The 22,001-nt window shown below is 63.9% G+C and carries 22 protein-coding genes and 1 pseudogene; 12 read left to right on the forward strand and 11 right to left on the reverse strand.

What is annotated here, in order from left to right; genetic code table 11:
* The 5 genes and pseudogenes from ASD01_RS36380 to ASD01_RS09370 form a co-directional block, all read left to right on the forward strand.
* Positions 1 to 231: aldehyde dehydrogenase family protein (locus ASD01_RS36380; RefSeq protein WP_156623636.1), on the forward strand; the 231-nt coding region annotated here is incomplete at both ends.
* A 1-nt stretch (position 232) separates the two neighbouring features.
* Positions 233 to 691: pseudogene (locus tag ASD01_RS09355) on the forward strand (aldehyde dehydrogenase family protein); the annotation flags it as partial.
* 55 nt (positions 692 to 746) lie between these two features.
* Entirely contained in the window at positions 747 to 2,492 is a 1,746-nt protein-coding gene (araD, locus tag ASD01_RS09360; protein WP_034803454.1) for an L-arabinonate dehydratase, read from the forward strand.
* 589 nt (positions 2,493 to 3,081) lie between these two features.
* Positions 3,082 to 3,405: a nuclear transport factor 2 family protein gene (locus ASD01_RS09365; protein WP_127889350.1), complete on the forward strand. Its 324-nt coding sequence runs from the start codon at positions 3,082 to 3,084 to the stop codon at positions 3,403 to 3,405.
* A 231-nt stretch (positions 3,406 to 3,636) separates the two neighbouring features.
* Positions 3,637 to 4,305, forward strand: a complete 669-nt coding sequence (locus ASD01_RS09370; protein ID WP_034803457.1) for a hypothetical protein — start codon at positions 3,637 to 3,639, stop codon at positions 4,303 to 4,305.
* 52 nt (positions 4,306 to 4,357) lie between these two features.
* Here ASD01_RS09370 and ASD01_RS09375 read toward each other — a convergent pair whose 3' ends face one another.
* The 4 genes from ASD01_RS09375 to ASD01_RS09390 form a co-directional block, all read right to left on the reverse strand.
* Entirely contained in the window at positions 4,358 to 5,209 is an 852-nt protein-coding gene (locus ASD01_RS09375) for a transglutaminase family protein (RefSeq protein WP_034803458.1), read from the reverse strand.
* A gap of 115 nt (positions 5,210 to 5,324) precedes the next feature.
* Positions 5,325 to 6,263, reverse strand: a complete 939-nt coding sequence (locus ASD01_RS09380; protein WP_034803460.1) for an alpha-E domain-containing protein — start codon at positions 6,261 to 6,263, stop codon at positions 5,325 to 5,327.
* Positions 6,264 to 6,266: 3 nt separating this feature from the next.
* Positions 6,267 to 7,661, reverse strand: a complete 1,395-nt coding sequence (locus tag ASD01_RS09385; RefSeq protein ID WP_034803477.1) for a circularly permuted type 2 ATP-grasp protein — start codon at positions 7,659 to 7,661, stop codon at positions 6,267 to 6,269.
* Between the two features lie 234 nt (positions 7,662 to 7,895).
* Positions 7,896 to 8,975 (reverse strand): YeiH family protein, encoded by a 1,080-nt coding sequence (locus ASD01_RS09390; protein ID WP_082572793.1) that lies wholly within the window; start codon positions 8,973 to 8,975, stop codon positions 7,896 to 7,898.
* Between the two features lie 80 nt (positions 8,976 to 9,055).
* On the opposite strand from ASD01_RS09390, the gene ASD01_RS09395 reads away from it, so the two are divergent.
* The 3 genes from ASD01_RS09395 (at position 9,056) to ASD01_RS09405 (ending at position 11,521) form a co-directional block, all read left to right on the forward strand.
* Positions 9,056 to 9,925: a LysR family transcriptional regulator gene (locus ASD01_RS09395; protein WP_034803462.1), complete on the forward strand. Its 870-nt coding sequence runs from the start codon at positions 9,056 to 9,058 to the stop codon at positions 9,923 to 9,925.
* A gap of 82 nt (positions 9,926 to 10,007) precedes the next feature.
* The gene (locus ASD01_RS09400; protein WP_034803463.1) at positions 10,008 to 10,463 is read left to right on the forward strand and encodes a GyrI-like domain-containing protein; all 456 of its coding nucleotides are present in this window, start codon (positions 10,008 to 10,010) and stop codon (positions 10,461 to 10,463) included.
* A 182-nt stretch (positions 10,464 to 10,645) separates the two neighbouring features.
* The gene (locus ASD01_RS09405; RefSeq protein WP_034803471.1) at positions 10,646 to 11,521 is read left to right on the forward strand and encodes a DMT family transporter; all 876 of its coding nucleotides are present in this window, start codon (positions 10,646 to 10,648) and stop codon (positions 11,519 to 11,521) included.
* Positions 11,522 to 11,668: 147 nt separating this feature from the next.
* Here the strand turns inward: ASD01_RS09405 and ASD01_RS09410 are convergent, their stop codons facing one another.
* From ASD01_RS09410 to ASD01_RS09420, 3 genes are all read right to left on the reverse strand, one after another.
* Positions 11,669 to 13,219 (reverse strand): DEAD/DEAH box helicase, encoded by a 1,551-nt coding sequence (locus tag ASD01_RS09410; protein WP_060528915.1) that lies wholly within the window; start codon positions 13,217 to 13,219, stop codon positions 11,669 to 11,671.
* A gap of 294 nt (positions 13,220 to 13,513) precedes the next feature.
* Positions 13,514 to 14,614, reverse strand: a complete 1,101-nt coding sequence (locus ASD01_RS09415; protein ID WP_034789023.1) for a DNA alkylation repair protein — start codon at positions 14,612 to 14,614, stop codon at positions 13,514 to 13,516.
* Positions 14,615 to 14,652: 38 nt separating this feature from the next.
* Positions 14,653 to 14,952, reverse strand: a complete 300-nt coding sequence (locus ASD01_RS09420) for a hypothetical protein (RefSeq protein WP_034789021.1) — start codon at positions 14,950 to 14,952, stop codon at positions 14,653 to 14,655.
* Positions 14,953 to 15,095: 143 nt separating this feature from the next.
* Between ASD01_RS09420 and ASD01_RS09425 the strand changes: the two genes are divergently transcribed.
* On the forward strand, positions 15,096 to 15,770 hold the full coding sequence (locus tag ASD01_RS09425; RefSeq protein WP_034789019.1) for a helix-turn-helix transcriptional regulator: 675 nt from the start codon (positions 15,096 to 15,098) through the stop codon (positions 15,768 to 15,770).
* A gap of 127 nt (positions 15,771 to 15,897) precedes the next feature.
* On the forward strand, positions 15,898 to 16,347 hold the full coding sequence (locus tag ASD01_RS09430; RefSeq protein WP_034789016.1) for a host attachment protein: 450 nt from the start codon (positions 15,898 to 15,900) through the stop codon (positions 16,345 to 16,347).
* 54 nt (positions 16,348 to 16,401) lie between these two features.
* Here ASD01_RS09430 and ASD01_RS09435 read toward each other — a convergent pair whose 3' ends face one another.
* Both ASD01_RS09435 and mnmD read right to left on the reverse strand, forming a co-directional pair.
* Complete coding sequence (locus tag ASD01_RS09435) at positions 16,402 to 17,988, reverse strand: trimethylamine methyltransferase family protein (protein ID WP_060643896.1); 1,587 nt, start codon at positions 17,986 to 17,988, stop codon at positions 16,402 to 16,404.
* 166 nt (positions 17,989 to 18,154) lie between these two features.
* The gene (gene mnmD, locus ASD01_RS09440; RefSeq protein ID WP_034789095.1) at positions 18,155 to 18,871 is read right to left on the reverse strand and encodes a tRNA (5-methylaminomethyl-2-thiouridine)(34)-methyltransferase MnmD; all 717 of its coding nucleotides are present in this window, start codon (positions 18,869 to 18,871) and stop codon (positions 18,155 to 18,157) included.
* Positions 18,872 to 18,910: 39 nt separating this feature from the next.
* On the opposite strand from mnmD, the gene ASD01_RS09445 reads away from it, so the two are divergent.
* Complete coding sequence (locus ASD01_RS09445; RefSeq protein ID WP_034789009.1) at positions 18,911 to 20,053, forward strand: NAD(P)/FAD-dependent oxidoreductase; 1,143 nt, start codon at positions 18,911 to 18,913, stop codon at positions 20,051 to 20,053.
* Between the two features lie 58 nt (positions 20,054 to 20,111).
* Here ASD01_RS09445 and ASD01_RS09450 read toward each other — a convergent pair whose 3' ends face one another.
* Positions 20,112 to 20,501 carry a PRC-barrel domain-containing protein gene (locus ASD01_RS09450; protein WP_034789006.1) on the reverse strand — a complete coding sequence of 130 codons (390 nt, stop codon included), beginning with the start codon at positions 20,499 to 20,501 and terminating at the stop codon, positions 20,112 to 20,114.
* 225 nt (positions 20,502 to 20,726) lie between these two features.
* On the opposite strand from ASD01_RS09450, the gene ASD01_RS09455 reads away from it, so the two are divergent.
* Complete coding sequence (locus ASD01_RS09455; protein ID WP_034789003.1) at positions 20,727 to 21,530, forward strand: DUF1045 domain-containing protein; 804 nt, start codon at positions 20,727 to 20,729, stop codon at positions 21,528 to 21,530.
* On the opposite strand, the gene ASD01_RS09460 is transcribed toward ASD01_RS09455, so the two are convergent.
* Entirely contained in the window at positions 21,527 to 21,988 is a 462-nt protein-coding gene (locus ASD01_RS09460; RefSeq protein ID WP_034789092.1) for an NUDIX domain-containing protein, read from the reverse strand. The genes ASD01_RS09455 and ASD01_RS09460 overlap by 4 nt on opposite strands.
* Between the last annotated feature and the right edge of the window lie 13 nt (positions 21,989 to 22,001).

Raw genomic sequence — 22,001 nt, forward strand, 5'->3', positions numbered from 1 at the left:
CGCATCTTCGCGCCTCATCGTCACCGAGGGCATTCATGATCGCTTCGTGGCGGCCATGGGCGAACGGATGAAGGGGCTTGTGATCGACGACGCCTTGAAGGCCGGCACCCAGATCGGTCCGGTGGTCGATGAGAGCCAGCTCAACCAGGACACCGACTATATCGCCATCGGCCGCCAGGAAGGCGCCAAGCTTGCCTTCGGCGGCGAGCTTCTGAAGCGCGACACGCCCGGNAGCCAGCTCAACCAGGACACCGACTATATCGCCATCGGCCGCCAGGAAGGCGCCAAGCTTGCCTTCGGCGGCGAGCTTCTGAAGCGCGACACGCCCGGTTTCTACCTGCAGCCGACGCTGTTCACCGAAGCGACGAACGCGATGCGCATTTCTCGGGAAGAGATCTTCGGGCCGGTCGCATCCGTCATCCGCGTCAAGGACTACGATGAGGCGCTCACTGTCGCCAACGACACGCCCTTCGGTCTGTCCTCGGGCATCGCCACCACCAGCCTCAAGCACGCGACCCATTTCAAGCGCAATGCCGAGGCCGGCATGGTGATGGTCAACCTGCCGACGGCGGGCGTCGATTTCCACGTGCCCTTCGGCGGYCGCAAGGGTTCGTCCCACGGCTCGCGCGAGCAGGGGCGCTACGCCGCCGAGTTCTACACCACCGTCAAGACGGCCTACACGCTCGCCTGAAGCACGCCGTCATCGGACCCGCGTGAACGGTGCGGGCCGCATAAGGAAGGAAGAGATGAAGAAGAAAGCTGAATGGCCGCGCAAGCTGCGTTCGCAGGATTGGTTCGGCGGTACCGGCAAGAATGCCATCATGCACCGCTCCTGGATGAAGAACCAGGGCCTGCCCGCCGACACCTTCGATGGCCGGCCGATCATCGGCATCTGTAACACCTGGTCGGAGCTGACGCCGTGCAACGCGCATCTGCGTGATCTCGCAGAGCGGGTGAAGCGCGGCGTCTACGAGGCCGGTGGCTTCCCGGTCGAATTCCCGGTGTTTTCCGTTGGCGAAAGCACGCTGCGGCCCACGGCGATGATGTTCCGCAATCTTGCGGCCATGGACGTCGAAGAGGCGATCCGCGGCAATCCGGTCGATGGCGTCGTGCTGCTCGGCGGTTGCGACAAGACCACGCCGAGCCTGCTGATGGGGGCTGCCAGCGTCGACATCCCGGTCATCCTCGTTTCTGGCGGCCCGATGCTGAACGGCAAGTGGCGCGGCAAGGATGTCGGCTCGGGCACGGCGATCTGGCAGTTTTCGGAAATGGTGAAGTCCGGCGAGATGTCGCTCGCCGAATTCATGGATGCGGAGCAGGGCATGGCCCGCTCGGCCGGCAGTTGCATGACCATGGGCACGGCCTCGACCATGGCCTCGATGGCCGAAGCGCTCGGCATGACCCTGCCCGGCAATGCGGCGATCCCTGCCGTCGATGCCCGCCGCCGGGTGATCTCCCAGCTCTCCGGCCGCCGCATCGTCGACATGGTCAAGGAGGATCTGAAGCCTTCGGATATCCTGACGAAGCAGGCCTTCGAGAACGCCATTCGCGTCAACGGCGCGGTCGGCGGCTCGACCAACGCCGTGCTGCACCTCTTGGCGCTTGCCGGCCGTGTCGGTGTCGACCTCAGTCTCGACGATTGGGATCGCCTCGGCCGCGACGTGCCGACGATCGTCAACCTGCAGCCGTCGGGCAAGTACCTGATGGAGGAGTTCTATTATGCCGGCGGGCTGCCGGTCGTGATCAAGGCCGTGGGCGAAATGGGCCTCCTTCACAAGGATGCTGTGACCGTCACCGGTGACACGATCTGGAACGACGTCAAGGATGTCGTCAACTACAATGACGACGTCATCGTGCCGCGCGACAAAGCGCTGACCAAGTCCGGCGGCATCGCGGTGCTGCGCGGCAATCTTGCGCCCAAGGGCTGCGTGCTGAAGCCGTCCGCCGCATCGCCGCACCTGATGCAGCACAAGGGCCGGGCGGTGGTGTTCGAGAGCATCGAGGACTACCACGCCCGCATCAATCGCGATGATCTCGACATCGACGAGACCTGCGTGATGGTGCTGAAATATTGCGGCCCGAAGGGTTACCCGGGCATGGCCGAGGTCGGCAACATGGGCCTGCCCCCGAAGGTGCTGAAAAAGGGCATTACCGACATGATCCGCATCTCCGATGCGCGCATGTCCGGCACGGCCTACGGTACGGTCATCCTGCACACGGCGCCGGAAGCGGCCGATGGCGGCCCGCTGGCACTGGTTCAAAACGGCGACATGATCGCCGTCGACGTGCCGGCCCGCACCATCCATCTCGATGTCTCCGACGAAGAACTGGCCCGTCGTCGCGCTGCCTGGGTGTCGCCGGTGATGCCGCTCAAGGGTGGTTATGCCGGCCTCTACGTCAAGAGCGTGATGCAGGCCGACACGGGCGCGGATCTCGACTTCCTCGTCGGTCCGCGCGGCGCGGAAATTCCGATGAACCGCGACAGCCACTGACGCTGTCGGCGCGAGAGCGGACAGTTCGCTCTTGTCTTTGGCGCTCAACACAGCTTGCGTCATAACAGACGCGCAAAGGCCGCCGTCGCACCGTAATTGCGGTGCGACGGTCCCAGGTGCCAGCGTCGAGGAGGCCGCTGCGAGCTGAGCAGGCTTGGCGCACCCGCAAGCATCGTCGCGGGACGGGACCTGTAACTTTTATGCTCGCACTGACCCGCGACCGTCTTCATCGCTGCAATCAGCCCTAGTCGGCGGGCCTGTTCATCTTCCCTTACCTCTGGGTAACCACTGACCGCGCGGTGCGTATTGGCCTCGCAGCGTCGACGTCATAGTTTTCTCCCGCGACGTTGCGTGCCTGCAGGTGGGCGGCCGCGGCAGTGCTCCATTGATCGGAGACGATCGAAGGATAAATGCAGCAGCCGAACAGCCGTCAGCTATCTTGCGGCGAGAAGGAGCATGCTCCTCGACTTGGCCGTCGGAGCGTGTCGGAACCTATGATCTAAGGGAGTGAAGAAGCGTGCCGTTAACAGATCTTATCGATTCGTATTGCGCTGCCTGGTCGTCGGAGGACGCCGAGCAGAGGCGGGCGTTGCTGGTGCCGATCTGGGCCGATGGCGCAACGTACACGGACCCGACGGTTCATGCCGCCGGTGCAGAAGAACTGCTCGCGCACATTGCAGGTATTCAGGCTGGGCACCCGGGCGCGCGTATTACTCGGACAAGCGACGTGGATGTTCATCATGGGATCGCACGCTTCGCCTGGCGATTTGTGATGCCCGACGGATCATCTTTCCCCGAGGGTCTGGACATCGCATTCCTCGATCCCAACGCGACGCGCATTACGCGCATCATCGGCTTTTTCGGGCCATTGGCCAGCCTTACAACGGCGCGCGTCTCATCAGACGTCCTTTGATCCGCTAAGAGCCTCAGAACGATCACCGCACCACTTTCAGTGCGGCGATCCTGTTTGGGTGCCAAGGCCATCGTTTCGAAAAGACACGCCTTCGGCCGCATCTTCGCCCTGTGTTATCCACACCGGGCAAAACCCTCGCTTTTCGGCTGATCCGCTGCAACCGGCAGCAACCCTGCGACGTATCCCCTTTGTCGGGGCCATTCCGACCCTGACCTTGTTAGGAGGACGATCATGCGGAGGAATGTATTTGCGTTGTCGCTCGGTCTTCTTGCGACGGTGGCGCTGTCCCAGCCGGCATTTTCACAGAGTGCGAACGGTCTTGGCGTCGGCGTGTCCGTCGGTGGCCCGAGCGGGCTGAACGCCAATGTCGGACTTGGTGGCTCGAACGGCCTTAAGGCCGATGTCGACGCATCGCTCGGCGGCGCAAACGGCGTCAATGCCAACGCAAACGCCTCGATCGGCGGTGCGCAAGGCGTCAACGCCGATGTGCAGGCGAGCGCCGGCGGCGCCAATGGCATCAACGCGGATGCCGATGTCGGCCTTGGCGGCGGAAAAGGGCTCAACACTTCGGTCAATGCCACGGTCGGTGGACGGAATGGCCTGACTGCTGGTCTCAAGGCCAATGCAGGCGGCGGCAACGGCGTCGGGCTTGGGCTCGGCGTGGGAGTTGGAACGGGATCCGGCGGCGGGAGCTCCGGGGGTGGCGGCAGCGTTGGCGGTGGAACCGGAGGCGGTTCGGGAGGCTCGGTTTCACCAGGCGCTTCGATGGCCGCGTTCAATGCACTGCCCGTCGGCGAGCGGGTCAAGCTGATCAAACGCTGTCGCGATGTCGTTGGCGGCGGTTATGACAGCGGGCTGGTTTCGCTCTGCCGCATCCTGCAGGCGAGCGCCTCGCGGTAGTTGCAACACCCTGCAGCTTCGGCGGGGCGTCCTCGCCGCCCCGCCTCAGGCCCTACTGACTCTGATTTTGGCTCTGGCCCCGGGCCTGGCTTTGGTTTTGGCTTTGCTGCTGCTGTTCGACCGTGACCGACACCTTCAGCGTCTCCTTCGCCTCGCCGTGGATCAGCCCGGAGATGGGGGCGGCGTCGCGGTAGCAGAGGCCGGAGGCGATGCGGACATAGCGATCATCTGGGCAGATCTTGTTGGCTGCATCGAAGCCGACCCAGCCGAGCCCGTTGAGATGCACCTCGGCCCAGGCGTGGCTGGCCGTCTGTTCGGGGTGCCCCTCCATCATCAGGTAGCCCGAGATGTAGCGCGCCGGTAGATCGAGCGAGCGCGCCGCTGCGATCAGGATATGGGCATGGTCCTGGCAGACGCCCTGGCCGCTTTCCAGCGCATCCTCGGCCGTCGTTTCCGCATGGGTCTCGCCGGGTTTGTACGTCACCGCCTCGTGGATCGTCTCCATCAGCGCATGCATGCGGGCAAGGGCGGTGTCACCTTCGGCGGATTTTGCGAGCTCGCGGATGAGCTTTCCGGCCTTGGTAAGCGGTGTTTCGCGTGCAAAGAGCCACAGCGGCACATAGGACTGGTGCGGGCCGAAGACGCCGGCGCGGTCCTCCGTGTGGACCTCGCCGGAGGCCGTGATATGGATCGTTTCGCGGTCGCCGTCGATGCTGACGAGGTGAACACGGTTGCCGAAGTGGTCGTCGTAGTTCACTTCGATCGCAGCGCCATCGACGAGGGTCTCCCAGCCGAGCACGGTCTGGCCCACCTGGGTGAGCGGCGTCAGCCGCAAGCGCTGCAGGGCATACTGCACGGGCTCGTCATAGTGATATTCGGTCGTGTGGCTGATCTTCAGGTGCATGCCATCCTCCGATCTAGAACGCTTCCGGTCAAAACGGAGTTGTGAAAGCGCTCTATCTCCTTGTTTTTACGCAATTCCAAACGCGAAACGGCGTTACACTTTCGCTGAAACTGCTCTAGTAGAATCGGTAGCCGTCGGAGATTTCCTGTCCCAGACGGTTGTTGTGGCTGATGAATTCTTCGAGATACTCATGCAGCCCCTGATCCATGATGTCCTTGATCGACTGGCTGCGCAGCGACGCTAGCGTCCGGTCGGCCGTCTCGTGGGCGGCATGGCGTTCGCCATACTCCCGCTCGAGATAGCCGAGGTTGCTGGCGATCTTCTCGTAGCAATAGGCAAGCGAGCGCGGCATGCGGCCGTTGGAAATCAGGAAGTCGGCGATGTTGGCGGGGCGAAGTTCGGCGTCATAGACCCAGCCATAGGCGCGATGCGCCGAGACCGAGCGCAGGATCGATTCCCACTGCACATTGTCCATCGACGAGCCGACGGCGGCGACCGCCGGCAGAAGCACGTAGTACTTCACGTCAAGTATGCGGGCGGTGTTGTCGGCCCGTTCGATGAAGGTGCCGATGCGCGAGAAATTGAAGATCTCGTTTCGAAGCATGGTGCCGTGGAAGGCGCCACGGATGAGGCCGGCGCGGCGCTTGATCATGTCGATGATCTCCGGCATGTCCGTCGGGCGCGCCTTCTTCGACAGCATTGCCCTCATCTCGAGATAGCACTCGTTGGTGGCTTCCCAGGTTTCGCGCGTCAGCGCCGTGCGCACCATGCGGGCATTGTGACGCCCCGCCTCGATGCAGGACATCACGCTTGAGGGGTTGGCCCGGTCGCGCAGCAGGAAGTCGATCGCGTCGATGCTCGTCAGCGTTTCGTGCACCTCGTCATAAAGTTCGCGCACGCCCGCACTTTGCAGCACACCGTCCCAGTCGCCCTCCGTTGCCTCGCTGCGGGTCAGCGCCATGCGCAGGCCGGCATCGATCAGCCGGGCGCTGTTTTCGGCGCGTTCGATATAGCGGAACATCCAGTAGAGGCCGTTTGCAGTTCTTCCCAGCATCTCTCAGTCCTCCAGCACCCAGGTGTCCTTGGTCCCGCCACCCTGGCTGGAGTTCACGACGAGCGAACCGGCTTTCAGCGCCACGCGCGTCAGGCCGCCGGGGATGATCTGGACCTTGTCGGAGACGAGGACATAGGGGCGAAGGTCGACGTGCCGGGGCGCGATGCCCTTGTTGACGAGGATCGGCACGGTGGAAAGGGAAAGCGTCGGCTGGGCGATGTAATTGGTCGGGCGGGCTTTCAGCTTCTCGGCGAAGACGGCGCGTTCCTTCCTGGTCGCCGTCGGGCCTACCAGCATGCCGTAGCCGCCTGAGCCGTGGACCTCCTTGACCACCAGCTCTTCCAGATGCTCGAGCACGTATTTGAGACTCTGCGGCTCGGAACAGCGCCAGGTCGGGACGTTTTCCAAGAGCGGCTTGCGGCCGGTATAGAACTCGACGATCTCGGGCATGTAGGAATAGATCGCCTTGTCGTCGGAAATTCCGGTGCCGGGCGCGTTGGCAATGGTGATGTTGCCGGCGCGGTAGACGTCCATGATGCCGGGAATGCCGAGGGCGGAATCCGGTCGGAAGGTGAGTGGGTCGAGGAAGTCGTCATCGACGCGGCGGTAGAGCACGTCGATCGCCTCGTAGCCGCGGGTGGTGCGCATCTTCACCTTGCCGTCGATCACCCGCAGGTCCGATCCTTCGACGAGCTCGACGCCCATCTGGTCGGCGAGGAACGCGTGTTCGTAGTAAGCCGAATTGTAGATGCCGGGCGTCAGCACCGCGACGCGCGGCTTGCCGCTGCAGCCGGGAGGGGCTAGCGACGAAAGGCTCTGCCGCAGCAGGTAGGGGTAGTTCTCGACCGGGCGCACGCGGTTCTGATGGAAGAGTTCCGGGAACATCTGCATCATCGTTTCGCGGTTTTCCAGCATGTAGCTGACGCCGGACGGGGTACGCGCGTTATCTTCGAGAACGTAGAACTGGTCTTCGCCGGTTCTGACGATGTCGGTGCCGACGATATGGGTATAGACGCCGCCCGGCGGGCGGAAACCGATCATCTGCGGCAGGAAGGCTTCGTTCTTCTCGATCAGTTCGCGCGGGATGCGGCCGGCGCGGATGATTTCCTGCTTGTGGTAGATGTCGTCGAGAAAGGCGTTGAGAGCGATGACCCGCTGTTCGATGCCCTGGGCGAGCTTGCGCCATTCGCGGCCGGAGATGATGCGGGGGATGAGATCGAAGGGGATGAGCTTTTCGGAACTGTCTGCGTGTCCGTAGACCGCGAAGGTGATGCCGGTTTTCCGGAAGATGTTCTCGGCGTCCTTGGATTTCGCTATGAGCCGATTTCTGTCCTGGCTGGCATACCAATCATGATAGGTCGAATATGGCTGGCGCGGACTGCTGTCCGCATTCATCATTTCGTCAAATGCCAAAGGCGTGGTCCCCTTATTTTTGACCATTTGAGTACAAGGCTGGTTGCAATGCAAGAAGCGTGCTCAGTCGCCTGAAAAGAAAGTTGGCCACGCCAGAAGCGCCCGTTCGCGGGGAAATCTGCCCAACGACAGGGCAGCCGCATCCGGTCGCAGAAAGTGGTTGCGACCGGGTGGGCAAGAAATATGCACTTGCTCTAAATTTGGACGCGGGCGCCGAAGCTAGCCGAGACCCAGGCAGACGATCGCGAGGACCGCGAGGACACCGAGCACCAGCAGCGACAATGTGGCGGCAGCACTTGCACGCGGCCCGCAATGGGCGAGCGCGCGGATGTCGACCTCAAGGCCGAGGGCGGCCATGGCGATGACCGTCAGCCAGGTGGAGACCGTCACGGCGTCGGTCGCGAGTGTGTCGGAGATTGCGCCGCTGTTGCGGGCGATCGCAACGGCGAGGAAACCCAGAATGAACCAGGGAACGAAATGGAGGATCGTGGCGAGGCGCGACTTCCGTTGTCCGGGCGCTTTGCATTCCGGCTCGGTATCGCGGCTGCCAATTAGCGAGAAGCAGAAGACGACGGGGCCGAGCATCAGCACGCGCACGAGCTTGACCAGCGTGCCCACCTGGACCGAGAGCGGGCTGAAGGGGCTGGCCGCGGCCAGGACCTGGGGTACGGCATAGACGGTCATGCCGGCAAAGACGCCGTAGCCCTGAGGCGTCATGCCGAGCCAACCGCCGACGAAGGGCAGCGACAGGACGACGGCGATGCCGAGGATGGCGGTAAAAGAAATTGCAGCTGCGACCTCCTCGCCGCGGGCACCGATGGCCGGTGCGACGGCGGCGATCGCCGAGTTGCCGCAGATGGCGTTGCCGCAGGCAATCAAGGTCGCCAGGCGTTTCGGCAGCCCGAGCATGCGCGCAATCACGTAGCCGGTGGAAATCGACAGAAGAACCATGGCGACGATGGTGACGAGCAGGGTCGGCCCGCTCGCGGCGATCGCATCGAAGCTCAGCATCGCGCCGATCAGCACGATCGCTGTCTCCAGCAGGACTTTCGCCGAGAAGTGGATGCCGGAGAGGAAGCGGGGGCCGGGTGTCCAGAGGCTGCGGACGATAGCGCCGAGAAGGATCGCGAGAACGAGCGCTTCCAGCCAGGCGCGGCCGGTCCAGCGCCGCTCGATCCATTCCAGACCGATGGCCGCAAGTGCGACGAGACAGCAGAGGAAAAGGCCCGGAAGAATGCACGTCAGGCGGGAGGCGACTGAGGAAAATTGGGAGCGAAATGGGGAATGCGATCTGGACATGGGCGCAACCTACGCTCATCCATGAATCAGTCTAACGGATTATTCTTGTCATTCTGATCGATTTTTGCGATTGATCTACCATGACACTCGATCAGCTTAAAATCTTCGTCGCGGTCGCCGAGCGGCTGCACATGACCAAAGCCGCCGAGGCGATGAACGTCACGCAGTCGGCCGCAAGCGCGGCCATCGCGGCGCTCGAAACCCAGCACGACATCAGATTGTTCGATCGCGTCGGCCGCGGCCTGACGCTGACCGATGCCGGCAAGATCTTCCTGCCGGAGGCAAAGGCGGTGCTCGCCCGGGCGCTCGCCGCCACTGCCTGCCTGCGCGATCTCTCGGAGCTTCGCCGCGGCGAACTGTCGATCGCTGCCAGCCAGACGGTCGCGAGCTATTGGCTGCCGTCGCGCCTTGCCCGCTTCACCCACGACTATCCCCAGGTCGATGTGAAGCTCACCGTGCGCAACACGGCCGTCGTCGCCGAGGCGGTGGAAGAGGGCACGGCGCAGCTCGGCTTCGTCGAGGGGCGCGTGGATGGCGCCAAGCTCGACCATCGCCGCGTCGCCGTCGATCGCATCGCCGTCTATGCCGCGCCCTTGCACGCGTTCGTTGGGGCTGCCGTCAATCTGGAAATGCTGCTTTCTGCGCGCTGGGTGCTGCGCGAGGAAGGCTCCGGCACGCGGGCAATGTTCCTGCAATCGATGAATGATCATGGAGCAGACGTCGATCGGCTCAGGATCGAGCTTGAGCTGCCCTCGAACGAGGCGGTGCTGACGGCGGTCGAAAGCGGTCCTTTCGTCACGGCCGTTTCCCGGCTCGCAGCACAACCTTTCGTCGATAGCGGCCGGCTCGTGGAACTGCCGTTCGAACTGGCTGAGCGCAGCTTCGAGCTTTTGACCCACCGCGAGAGGCAGTTCAGCCACGCGGCGCGGGCCTTCGTGGAACTGCTTTGAGGCAAATTCCGTTTTGCTCCAGGGCTTGCCATGCGGGAGACCCCTGGCAATCGCTGCAGGATCTCTTTTTTAAGAGGCGACCATGGTGTTCGAAATTGTCGAGAGACCCGCACAGCGCATTTCCGGATCGTTCTGGGAGGGCACCTTCGGCGAGGCGGCCGATGGTGCCGTTCGCCGGCTGATCGCCGAAATGCAGGGGCATCACCAGCATCTGCATCCAGGCGATCATGCAGCCTTGGTCGGCATCTCCTGGAACGATCGCCCGGATGGATTCCGCTATCTCGTCGGCTATGTTTCCGACAAGGCAGAGACGACCGTGCACCCAGGCTTTGTCGACCTGCCGGCCATGCGCTTCGTCACGGCCCTGCATCACCCTGATAGTGGCGACGTCTTTGCCCATTACCAGAGAATGTTCGACTGGATCGCGGCCGAAGGCCACGCGGTCGATACCGCCTTGCTGCACTATCGCGAGGAGTACGATCCCGGTTTCGTCTCGCTGTCGCTATCCTCGCTCAGGCTGATGGTTCCGATTGGCTGATGCTTCCCATCAGAAAAATTGCTTTGACCATCGATACCGGCGCGGATACTTGCATGAGTGCTTAAATCGGAGGGATTTGAGCGCGAAATCAGCGGCAGATCAAAGCGTTACAACAGCCCGACGCGCTTCAGCGAGGGCGGTTCATTGCTTCCACCTGCCGCCGTCATTCCGATAGGCTCACCATGCTCGCCCGTCTGGCTCCCGCCATCTTCGTTCTGCTCTGGTCCACCGGCTGGGTGGTGGCGAAATATGCTGCGGTCTACGCAGATCCGCTGACCTTTCTCGTGTTGCGCTACACGCTGGCGATCGCGCTCTTCATCCTGTTCTGCGTCGTCACCGGCGCACGATGGCCGAAGTCCTGGAAAATGGCCGGTCATGCGATCGTGTCCGGCATGTTCCTGCACGGGCTCTATCTCGGGTCGGTCTGGTGGGCGATCGGCGAGGGCGTGCCGGCCGGCATTTCCGGCATCATCGCCGGCCTGCAGCCGCTGATGACCGCGGTCGCCGCGGCCTTCGTCATCGACGAGAGGCTGAGCACGCAGCAGAAGCTCGGGCTGGTGCTCGGCTTCTTCGGCATTGCGCTTGCCGTCCTGCCGAAGGTGCTGGCGATCGACACGGGGGCGACGCCGATCCACTTTCTGCCTGTGATCATCAACGTGCTCGGCATGGGCGCCGTCACCTATGGCACGCTCTACCAGAAGCGCCATCTGCAGAGCGGTGACATCCGCACCATCGCAGCGCTGCAATATCTCGGCGCGCTGATCGTGACGATCCCGCTGGCGCTGATGCTCGAAGACTTGCACGTCACTTGGAACCTCCAGGTGGTTCTGGCACTTGCCTGGTCGGTTCTCGGGCTCTCGATGGGCGCGATCGCGCTGCTGCTTTATTTGATCCGTCGGGGGCAGGTGTCGCGCGCAGCGTCGCTGATCTATCTCGTGCCGCCGCTTGCCGCCGTGCAGGCGTGGCTCTTCTTCGGCGAAGCGCTGACGCTGCCGATGGTCATCGGCACCATCATTGCCGTTGCCGGCGTCTATCTCACCAACCGCAAGCAGGCGTGAAGCACGACGCGCGAGAGTGTGAAGCGGTTTTGCAATAGCGGCATGCGCTTGGCCCAAAACTAAAACGGCGGGCCGAAGCGACCCGCCGTTCACATTTCAAAATTCTACGCTGGCTTTTGCGCGCCCGGTTGACGCGCAGCGCCTGGGTCAGCCCTGGTGGCCGCGATTGCCGCCATTGCCCCGACGCTGGCCCTGGCCGCCTTCGCGACGCTCGCCACCGCCACGGTTTTCGTTGCGGCCGCCATGGTTGCGGTCACGACGTTCGCCCTGCTTCTGGCCGGGACGTCCGTGGTGCTTCTTGCCTTCGTGGTTGCGGTTGCCTTCGCCACGGCCGTCGGTCTGCGGATGGCCGTGATCGCGGCGCTCCTGGCGCTGCGGGCGACGCTCGTCGCGCAATAGGTCGTCACCGGTGAAGCCGCTGGTCGCAGCAACCGGCTCGCCGGCCGGACGCTCACGGCGCGGCGGACGGCCGCCGTTCTGGTGGTGACCGCCGCCATTGCCCTTGCGGTGGCCGGCGCCGTTGTTGCCACGGCCGCCGCGGCCCTTGGCCGGACGCGCCTGGTCGGCGGGAGCCTCGCCGCTGGCAACGGCAATGTTGATGCCCATCAGCTTCTCGATGTCGCGCAGCAGGCGGATTTCGTCCGGCGCGCAGAAGGCGATGGCGATGCCGTCGCGGCCGGCGCGCGCGGTGCGGCCGATGCGGTGAACATAGGCATCCGGCACTTCCGGCAGGTCGTAGTTGTAGACGTGAGTAACGCCGGGGATGTCGATGCCGCGGGCGGCGACGTCGGTCGCGACCAGCACGCGGATCTCGCCGTCACGGAAGGCCTTGAGCGCGCGCTCGCGCTGGCCCTGGCTCTTGTTGCCGTGGATCGAGGCGGCCTTGAAGCCGACGTGGTCGAGATGCTTCATCAGCTTCTCGGCGCCATGCTTGGTGCGGCTGAAGATCAGCGACAGGCCGTCCGGGTTCTCTGTCAGCGTCTTCTTGAGGATGGTCGTCTTCAGGTCCTTGCCGGGAACGAAGTGAACATACTGTTCGACCTTGTCGGCAGCCTTGCCCGGAGGCGTGACTTCGACCTTGACCGGGTTGGTCAGGTACTCGCCAGCAAGCTCGGCGATCTGCTTCGGCATGGTGGCCGAGAAGAGCAGCGTCTGGCGGTTCTTCGGCACCAGCTTGGAGATCTTGCGCAGGTCGTGGATGAAGCCGAGGTCGAGCATCTGGTCGGCTTCGTCGAGAACCAGGTAGCGGCCCTGCGTCAGCGTCACGGCCTTGCGGGCAACGAGGTCGAGCAGGCGGCCGGGGGTTGCGACCAGGATGTCGACACCGCGGGCGAGCTGTTCGGTCTGCTTGTTGATCGAGACGCCGCCAACGACAACGCCGATCTTCAGCGGTGACTTCTTGACGAACAGCTTGAGGTTGGCGGCGATCTGGTTGACCAGTTCGCGGGTCGGCGCCAGAACCAGGGCGCGAATGTTGCGCGGATCGGGGCGCTTGCCTTCGGCAACGAGCTTCTCGATCATCGGCAGGCCGAAGGCGGCCGTCTTGCCGGTGCCGGTCTGGGCGAGACCGATGAGATCGTTGCCCTTCAGCACCAGCGGGATCGCCTGAGCCTGGATCGGGGTCGGCTTTTCGAAGCCGTTGGCAGTCAGGGTTTCCAGAATGTGCTCGGAGAGGCCGAGATCTTTAAAGGTGGACAAATGCATATACCTTTTGGGGGCGCCAAACGCATTCGCCGGAACCGCATCGTTGCTGTTCCGGTGTCGTTCGGCGTCAAGAACCCCGCGTGAATTGGGAACTTGTGGGTTGAATTAAGTCGTCAAGCGCCTGTGCTGTACCGCCTATCGCGGTGATATGTGCGCTATCCTTCTTCACGGCTTTCGATGTCTGCCGAGGGCGCGCTCACGCGGCGGCCGGAAGGTGACGCTGGGCACCATGTCGTTGGTTTGGACGAAAAAGTCAAGGTCCATCTTTTCGCAGGTGCGAAATGAGATCTACTCAAGCGCGAGATCGAAGCCCGCTTCTGCCGCTTCCTGGCCGTTGACGAGGATGACGATGCGATGCGCGCCCGGGTAATAGCGACGGGTCGTAATGGGCCGGATCGCATGGCGTTTCTCGATCTCGATCGAGCCGCCGGGGACAAGCGTCGCGGATGTCCACTTGAAGACTTTCGGCGAGGTCGCACCGTTTGCCTTGCGATGGTGCACAGCGTAGTCGATCATCACCTTCTGGCTCGTCTCGGCGTCATGGCTGACGGCGAGGCGCAGGCCGAGGCTTTCGCCAAGCACGATGTCCGAACGATCGAGCGAAAAGCGCGCATTGATGCCGGCCGGGGGAGCGAAACCGAAATTGCCGAGCGCGTCCGCGTGCCCCTGCTTCAGCAGCGTGCGCGAGGCGTGGCGCAGAAGCTGGCGGCGCTCCGGCGATGCGTCGCCGATCTGTTCGGCGACGAAAGCAGCCACCAGATCCGAATGGTCCTTGGCGATGTCGTTGAGGCTGTTGGCAACCGAGCGGCGCACATACTCCTCGGGGTCGTCGAGAAGCGCGGTCAGGATCGGCAGGATCGGCTGCGGATCGCGGATGAGCTGCAGCAGTCGCATCGCCCAGGGCAGGCGCGGGCGGGTGCCTTCGCTCGCCAGTCGCCGGACGTGATGGTTGGGATCCTTCGTCCAGTCCCGGATCGTCGCGAGGGCGCGCTCCTGGTCGCGATCGATGAAGACGCGGATGCCGAACTCGGCTGTGAAATGCGGCGTCAGCGCCCGCAACAGCGACAGCGACAGGTCGAAGTCGTCGAGGCCGCGCAAGGCGACGTACTGGCTGAAGGGCAGCAGCGACCAGCCGCTGATACCGTCCGCGCCGTCGCGAGGAAGGCAGGCGTGGAGGTTGGCGGCCGCCTCCGGAAACGCCTGCGGCAGCGTCTCGACCAGCGCGTCGCGGATCTGCAGCGAGCGCTGCATCAGCTCCAGCGCCTCCAGCCCGTCACCCGCAAGCGCCACGAACCTCTTGCGGTCGAAACCGGCGGCGTTGCGTTCGAGCGCATCGGCGATGGCGATGACGACACCGGGGTGCAGCAGATTCTTCAGTGGTTCGGCCATCGCTCAGGCAGTCCTTTGCTCGTCCAATTCCGGGCCGGTCAGATCCTCTGGCCGCCGCTAAAATGCTGCACGAGCATTACCGCGCTGATCGTCGCTGCGTAAGGTGCGAACTCCGGATCGACCCGGACGCGCTCTCCGGCCGATTGCGCAGCCTCCAGTGTCTCCCATTCGACCAGGTCTGCGAACATGCCCGAGGTCTCGCAGGAATCGACCGCGCGCCAGGAGACGAAGCCCGGATAGCGGGAAACGGCCTGCATCGCTCGCTGGCGCGTGGCTGTGGCCGCCGGCCTGTCGGTGACGATGCAGACAGCAAGTTCAAGGATGTGATCGCTGGTCATGATGAGGCTCCCTGTGAGTTGTCGCTTGATTTAACACAGGGCAACTGACAGCCTTATGGCCATTATCGACGGTGCCGTGCTTGTGGACACGCGATGCGCGCGGTAGCCCTTTTGAACGAAGTCTTGCCGCGGGGAGGCCAGGCATGAGACCCGCCGACCGGCTGTTTCGCATCATCCAGCTCCTGCGCGCGAGCGGCCGGGTGATGACGGCGCGCGAGATCGCCGAGAAGATGGAGGTCGCCCAGCGCACCATCTATCGCGACATGGAGCACCTGATCGCCTCCGGCGCGCCGATCGACGGCGAACGCGGTGTCGGCTATCTCCTGCGCGGTGCGTTCGATGCGCCGCCGCTTGCCTTTACCTTCGAGCAGCTGGAAGCGCTCGCTTTCGGCGCCCGCGCCGTGCAGATGCTCGGCGACGGCAGGCTCGCCCAGGCGGCGCGCGAGGCGATGGAGAAGATCGCCCATGGTCTGCCGCCCGAACATCGGCAGCGGCTGACAGCCGCGCCCCTTCGCGCCTTCCGCTCTTCGCTCCAGCCGGAACCGCCGGCGCTGCTCGGCGAGATCCGCCTGGCGATCGCCGGTCGCCGCAAGCTTCGCCTGGCCTATGACAGCCTCAAGGACGAACATTCCGAGCGCACCATCTGGCCGCTCGGCCTCAGCGTCTTCGGCCACTTCTGGCTGCTGACGGGCTGGTGCGAACTGAGGTCGGATTTCCGCGATTTCCGGGTCGACAGGATCAGCACGCTTCGTGTCCAGCGCGAGCGTTACGAGGTGACGCCGGAACGCAGCTTCGAAGCCTATATCGCGCGGATGTGACCGGCGCATCCGGCCAAATAATCAGCATCATCGCCACCTTCCGATGGAACCGGATCGCCGCTCGTTCGTTTCCTTTACAGGGTTTTCATGACCCTTCGCGATCCACACCTTTCACTGGGAGACAATCGTGCAGAACCGGACTTGGATACTGGCCGCGGATGGCAACACCGCGCGCATCGTCAAGGGCGTGAACCTGTTGAAGGAAGAGCGCCAGCGGCCGGAGGAGGAGACCTTTCACACCGAACCGAAGCGCGTTCAGGACATCATGGCCGACAAGCCGGGCCGGTCGCATTCGTCCGTCGGACACGGACGCTCGGCCATGGAATACAAGAGCGATCCCGTTCGCGAGGAGCAGCAGCGCTTTGTTGCGGACGTGGCCGGAAGGCTGGAGAGCTACGCCGCCAACCATGCCTTCGACAGCCTGGTGATTTGCGCAGCACCCCGGACGCTTGGCGATCTCCGCAAGCAGCTTTCCGCCCATGTCCGCGAGCGGACAGTCGCCGAGATCGACCGCAACTGCGTGGCTGCAACCACCGAGCAACTGATCGCAACGGCACGGGCCGCGGTGTTCCCTTAAGGCTCGGCCGCAGCCGGACTTCGTAACGCTTTCCGGTTTACCCAAGGCGTCCCGTCAGAAGTCGGTGGGGACGCCGCCCTCGGCCTTGCGTTTGGCGACAAAGGCATCGAGTTCCTCCTCGATCGCCGGATCGAGGGGCGGGCGCTCGTATTCGTTCAGCTTCTGTTTGAAGATCCGGTTGGCGTGATCGTATGTCGTCGGCCGCCCGGCTTCGGTCCAGGTCTCGAAGTTGCGCCAGTCCGACAGGATCGGTGAATAGAAGGCGGTCTCGTAGCGCTGCAGCGTGTGCAGCGTGCCGAAGTAATGGCCGCCCGGGCCGACGTCGCGCACGGCATCGAGGCCCAGCGCATCTTCGCTGACATCAAGCGGGATCAGGTATTCCGCCACCATCTGCAACATGTCGACGTCGAGAATGAACTTCTCGAAGGAGGCCGTAAGCCCACCTTCGGTCCAGCCGGCGGCATGCATGACGAAATTGCCGCCCCCTTGCGTCAGCGCCCAGAGCGACATGGCGGATTCGTAGGCCGCTTGAGCGTCCAGCGTATTGGCGGCGTTGGTGTTCGAGGTGCGGTAGGGGATGTTGTAGCGGCGGGCGAGCTGGCCCCCGGCGACCACCGCCTTCATGTATTCCGGCGTGCCGAAGGCGGGCGCTCCGGTCTTCATGTCGACGTTGGAGGTGAAGCCGCCATACATCACGGGTGCGCCGCGCCTGACCATCTGGGTGAAGGCGATGCCGCAGAGCGCTTCGGCGTTCTGCTGGACGAGCGCACCGGCGATCGTCACCGGCGCCATGGCGCCGGCGAGCGTGAAGGGCGTGACGACCACCACCTGGTTGCGCGAGGACATCTCGATGATGCCCTGCAGCATCGGCCCGTCGAGCCGGAGCGGCGAGGAGGTGTTGATGATGGTGAAGAGCGACGGCTCGCGCTCCATCTGCTCCATCGTGATGCCACGGCCGATGCGGGCGATCTCGATGCCGTCGGTGTTGCGCTGCTTGCCCAGCGAATAGACGTGGAACACCTTGTCGGTGAGCTTCACCATGTCGGAGAGGCAATCGAGGTGGCGCACCGAGGCATGGATGTCGACCGGCTCGACCGGATAGCCGCCGGTCGTGTGGACGATGTCATAGGACTGCGCGAGCTTCACCAGCTTTCGGTAGTCTTCCTGGTTGCCGGTGCGGCGGCCGCCGTCCCGGTCTGCGACGAACGGCGCGCTGGCGATCTGGGCGAAGACGAGATTGTTGCCGCCGATCGCGACATTGCGGGCCGGGTTGCGGGCGTGCATGGTGAAGGCCGGAGGAACAGAGGCGATCATGTCCATGATCAGGCCGCGGTCGAAGCGCACCCGGTCGGTGCCGGGCGTCAAGTCGGCGCCAGCCGCCTTCATCCGCTCGCGCGCCTCCGGCAGGATAACGTCCATGCCGATCTCTTCGAGGATCGTTAGCGATGCCTCATGCACCGATTCAAGCGCATCATCCGAAAGTACGGTGGATTTCGCCAGCGTATTGACAAGATTGAGATATTTCCCGCCGGGAGACTTGCGCACACGCTCGGCGCTGCGCCCGCCCGGGCGGCGTCGGCGCTCCAGCGGCGTCGAGGTTGCGTCGCCGGTTGCTGCATCGGGAAACTGATCGTCGTTCATGAAAGACCCACCGTGTTGCCGATGGGGAGTGTGTCGCAGATTCGAGACGGCGATGGCCCGCCATTTGCGACAGTTCAGTTCTCTTGTGGAGTAAAACGCTTGCGCTGACGCATTTCTGCAGTCGGGTGGCGCAACCGTTCAAGACAGGCCGCAATCGCGACGAGCGCTAGGGTCGGTCGCCCCGCAGCATCTCGCGTTTGCCGGCAAAACCCTTGCGCTTCTCGACGGCAAAGCCTGCGGCCTGCAAATTGCGTCGGACGAAACCGGCGGCGGCATAGGTGGCGAAGCTGCCGCCGGGCGTGGTCTTTTCGAAGACCAGCCGCATCAGTTCCTCCGACCACATGTCGGGATTGCGCGACGGCGCGAAGCCGTCGAGATACCAGGCTTCGAACGGGTCTTCCGCGCGGGCGACGCCGCCGAGTGCCGCGCCGCAGACGACCGTGAGGCTGACGCCGTCACCAAAGTCGATCTGGACATCACCATCAGGCTCGACCGGCCAGCGCGAGGCCAGCGCCTGGTGCTCCGTGTCGATCTCTGGCCAATGGCTGAGGGCGCGCGAAATCTCTTCGGCCGCCATCGGAAAGCGCTCGAAGGACACGAACTGCAGCTGGTCGCCAGCGGCCGCGGTCATCTTCCACTGGCGCCACGTCTCGCAGAAATTGAGCCCGGTACCGAAGCCGAGTTCGCCGATGCGGAAGGTGCCCGCACCGACCCAACGATCGGGCAGGCCGTTGCCCGACAGGAAGACGTGGCCGCACTCCAGCCGCCCGTCGGTGCGGCAATAAAAGTGATCGCCAAACTCCCGGGAATAGGGCATATCGCCCTCGTGCCAATCAAGGTTCTGGTGCGCCGGGGGCTCGATCGGGTCTGCGGATCCTGTCATGGCCAAGGCGATAATCCGCCGGCCGGAGAAGGTCAATCGATGAGCGAGCTTTTGGTCGTCGGCGGCGGCATCATGGGGCTGTGGGCCGCCATTTGCGCCACGCGCAGGGGCATGGCCGTGCGGGTCGCCGAGCAACAAGCGATCGGCGCAGGCGCCAGCGGTGGCCTTTTGGGCGCGCTCATGCCGCATATGCCGGATCGCTGGAACGATAAGAAACAGTTCCAATTCGACGCGCTTGTGACGCTCGAGGAAGAGATAGCGGCGCTCGAGGCGGAGACAGGGCTTTCGACCGGCTATCGGCGGACGGGTCGTTTGATCCCGCTTGCCAAGCCTCACCTGCGCGATATCGCCCTCCGGCACGAGCAGGATGCACGGAGCCATTGGCGCGCGGCCGACAGGCAGTTCCACTGGCACGTGAAGGACGACGGGCCTGAGGGCTGGCCGGGTGCTGCCGCGGCGGCGCATGGCATGGTCTTCGACACGCTCGCCGCACGGGTTTCGCCGCGTCGCATGCTTGCTGCGCTCCGCACAGCGCTCCTGCAGGCACCGAACGCCTATTTAGACGAGGGCAGGGGCGTGCGCCGGATCGAGCCGGAACGCGGCCGGGCCGAACTCGACGATGGCACCCGGATCGATTTCGAGCATTGCATCATCGCGGCCGGCGTCGGCAGTTTTCAACTGATCGACGACGTGTCGGTGCCGCTGGCGGAAACGAGCGGCACGGCTGTCAAGGGGCAGGCGGCACTGCTGCGCGCGGAGATCGATCCGGCGCTTCCGGTGATCTTTGCCGACGGCGTCTACATTATTGCCCATGACGACGGCCATGTGGCGGTCGGCAGCACCAGCGAAAACAGTTTTGCCGATCCCCTGTCGACGGACGAGCAGCTGGATGAGCTGCTTCGGCGCGCCGTAGCGCTCGCGCCGCGCCTGGCGGGTGCCGAGGTGGTGGAGCGATGGGCAGGGTTGCGCCCGAAAGCGACGGGGCGCGAGCCGATGGCAGGCCGGCATCCGGACCATCCGAACGTCTCGGTCCTGACCGGCGGGTTCAAGGTGAGCTTCGGCATCGCACACCGCCTGGCGCGTTTCGTCGTCGAAGAGATCGCCGGTTCTCCGGCGATCGATATTCCCGATTCTTTCTTCTGCCGGAATCACATAGCCGCACTTCGCGAGAAACATCTTTAGGGCCGGACATGCGAAGGGCCCCGCCCGCGGCGGGACCCGAAAGATCGAAAGTCAGGCATTACATCCAGTAGGGCGGCACGCCGTAGTAGTCGTAGACACGGCGTCCGTTTTCCGCGTTCCAGTCGTATTCTTCGGTGCCGTGATATTTCGGCGCGTTTTCGACCTGATCGCGAGTCACATCAGTGCGATAGCCGCCGAGCTTCTCGTCATAGGTCAGCTTTGCCCAAGGCAATGGATAGTGGTCTTCGCCGAGGCCGAGAAAACCGCCGAAGCCGAGCACCGCATAGGCGACGCGCCCGCTGCGCTTCTCGATGATCACGCGCTCGATCGAGCCGATGTGTTTGTCGTCGGGGCCATAGACCCTCGTGCCTTCAACCTTGTCGCTTGCGATCAGGTCGTGGGTCTCCTTGATCCGGGCGTCCTGAAGGTTCGCATTGTGATAGGTCACGCTTCTTCTCCATCCTTGTTTTCCTACCTTTTAGGAACGGGCGATGGGCCGGATGGTTCCGAAAAACGAGGGGTGACGTTCGCACCGCTGCCGCGCTCATCCCCGGCCGACTTCGTCAATCTGTCACGCAAATCACCTAAGACGCGGCCATTGGACAAGTCGGGGTGAGGGCGGAAAACCGCAGCTATTGCTCATCCTGCGCTGACGGATACCCGGAGCCAGCCGATGCGCTATGCCATTTGTTTTACGCCGCCGATGGCCGACCCGCTTTCCGCGACCGCTGCAAGCTGGCTGGGGCGCAATGTCTATTCCGGGGAACCTGCCGAGTTGCCGTCGGTCGCGGGCTTGAGCGCCGCGGATGTCGCCTATCACACGGCGGTTCCGCGACGCTTCGGCTTTCATGCGGTGATGATGTCGCCGTTCCGCCTGCATCCGGACATGACGGAACCGAAGCTTCTGAAGGCGCTGATGCATTTTGCCGGCGCCCAGACTCCGTTCGAAATCGATCGCCTGGAGGTCGCCCGCATCGGCCGATGCTTCGGGCTGATGCCGCAGGTGCCGAGCACGGCCATGCATCTGCTTGCGGCCAACGTCATCCAGGAGTTCGACGCCTTCCGCGCGCCGCTCAGCGAAGACGAGATCGAGCGCTCCGATCCGGACCGGCTGACCGCCCCACAGTTCTCCAACCTGCACCGTTGGGGCGATCCGCATGTGATGGACGAATACCGTTTCCACATGATGCTGACCGGTCCGCTTGCGCCAGACGCGATGCGGCGGCTCGAGGCGCCGCTCCGTGACCTGTTCGAGCCCTGCCTATCAAAACCGCTTTCGATCGGCAGCCTTGCGCTGTTTGTCGAGCAGGAGACGGGCGCACCCATGCGGGTGCATTCACAGCACCCGCTCGGCAAGATCTCGACGAACACGCGCGCAGAGCGGGCGAAGCGGGCCGCCGCCGACCCATCGCTGGCGCCGCAAGGCGCGGTCCGGCCGCTGCCGCTGATCGTCGCTGCGCTGATGGCGCAGCGCTAATCGGAAACGGACGCGGGCGAAGCTGCAAAGAGCAGCGCTTTCGGATAGGGCAGGCCGAGGTCCGGCATGTCCGCCGGCGCGAAGTAGCGCAGCGACTTCGTTTCGCCATCGGTGATCGGCTGCTGGGAACCGACGATCCGGCATCGATAGAGGGTAACCACATATTCGACGTGGTCGCCGTTCGGGTAGGTGTAGCGAAACGCTTCTCCGCCGAAGACGCCCAGTATCCGCTCGACCGAGACCGGATAGCCGGTTTCCTCCATGACCTCGCGGATGACCGCATCGACAGGCGTCTCGCCCGGCTCGATCGCGCCGGCCGGCAGGCTCCAGCCTTCGCCACTTGCTTTCTCCTGCAAGAGGACCCGGCCATCGGAATCGACAATGACGGCCGCCACTGACGGGCAGAGAAGCAGGCCGGGACCGACTTTTTCGCGGAGCGCTTGAATGTAGGATTTCATCTCGATGAGGGCC

The sequence above is a fragment of the Ensifer sp. Root423 genome (genome assembly GCF_001426275.1).
In the GTDB taxonomy this organism is placed as follows: domain Bacteria; phylum Pseudomonadota; class Alphaproteobacteria; order Rhizobiales; family Rhizobiaceae; genus Ensifer; species Ensifer adhaerens.

Bases quoted from the DNA above. Each gene is read 5' to 3' on its own strand.
- ASD01_RS09390 (WP_082572793.1), bottom strand. From the start codon at position 8,975: ATGTCCAGATCGCATTCCCCATTTCGCTCCCAATTTTCCTCAGTCGCC.
- ASD01_RS09420 (WP_034789021.1), bottom strand. From the start codon at position 14,952: ATGACCAGCGATCACATCCTTGAACTTGCTGTCTGCATCGTCACCGAC.
- ASD01_RS09380 (WP_034803460.1), bottom strand. From the start codon at position 6,263: ATGCTGGGAAGAACTGCAAACGGCCTCTACTGGATGTTCCGCTATATC.
- ASD01_RS09375 (WP_034803458.1), bottom strand. From the start codon at position 5,209: ATGCACCTGAAGATCAGCCACACGACCGAATATCACTATGACGAGCCC.
- ASD01_RS09425 (WP_034789019.1), top strand. From the start codon at position 15,096: ATGAGACCCGCCGACCGGCTGTTTCGCATCATCCAGCTCCTGCGCGCG.
- ASD01_RS09385 (WP_034803477.1), bottom strand. From the start codon at position 7,661: ATGATGAATGCGGACAGCAGTCCGCGCCAGCCATATTCGACCTATCAT.
- araD (WP_034803454.1), top strand. From the start codon at position 747: ATGAAGAAGAAAGCTGAATGGCCGCGCAAGCTGCGTTCGCAGGATTGG.
- ASD01_RS09415 (WP_034789023.1), bottom strand. From the start codon at position 14,614: ATGGCCGAACCACTGAAGAATCTGCTGCACCCCGGTGTCGTCATCGCC.
- ASD01_RS09460 (WP_034789092.1), bottom strand. From the start codon at position 21,988: ATGAAATCCTACATTCAAGCGCTCCGCGAAAAAGTCGGTCCCGGCCTG.
- ASD01_RS09395 (WP_034803462.1), top strand. From the start codon at position 9,056: ATGACACTCGATCAGCTTAAAATCTTCGTCGCGGTCGCCGAGCGGCTG.
- mnmD (WP_034789095.1), bottom strand. From the start codon at position 18,871: ATGACAGGATCCGCAGACCCGATCGAGCCCCCGGCGCACCAGAACCTT.
- ASD01_RS09455 (WP_034789003.1), top strand. From the start codon at position 20,727: ATGCGCTATGCCATTTGTTTTACGCCGCCGATGGCCGACCCGCTTTCC.
- ASD01_RS09405 (WP_034803471.1), top strand. From the start codon at position 10,646: ATGCTCGCCCGTCTGGCTCCCGCCATCTTCGTTCTGCTCTGGTCCACC.
- ASD01_RS09435 (WP_060643896.1), bottom strand. From the start codon at position 17,988: ATGAACGACGATCAGTTTCCCGATGCAGCAACCGGCGACGCAACCTCG.
- ASD01_RS09400 (WP_034803463.1), top strand. From the start codon at position 10,008: ATGGTGTTCGAAATTGTCGAGAGACCCGCACAGCGCATTTCCGGATCG.
- ASD01_RS09445 (WP_034789009.1), top strand. From the start codon at position 18,911: ATGAGCGAGCTTTTGGTCGTCGGCGGCGGCATCATGGGGCTGTGGGCC.
- ASD01_RS09370 (WP_034803457.1), top strand. From the start codon at position 3,637: ATGCGGAGGAATGTATTTGCGTTGTCGCTCGGTCTTCTTGCGACGGTG.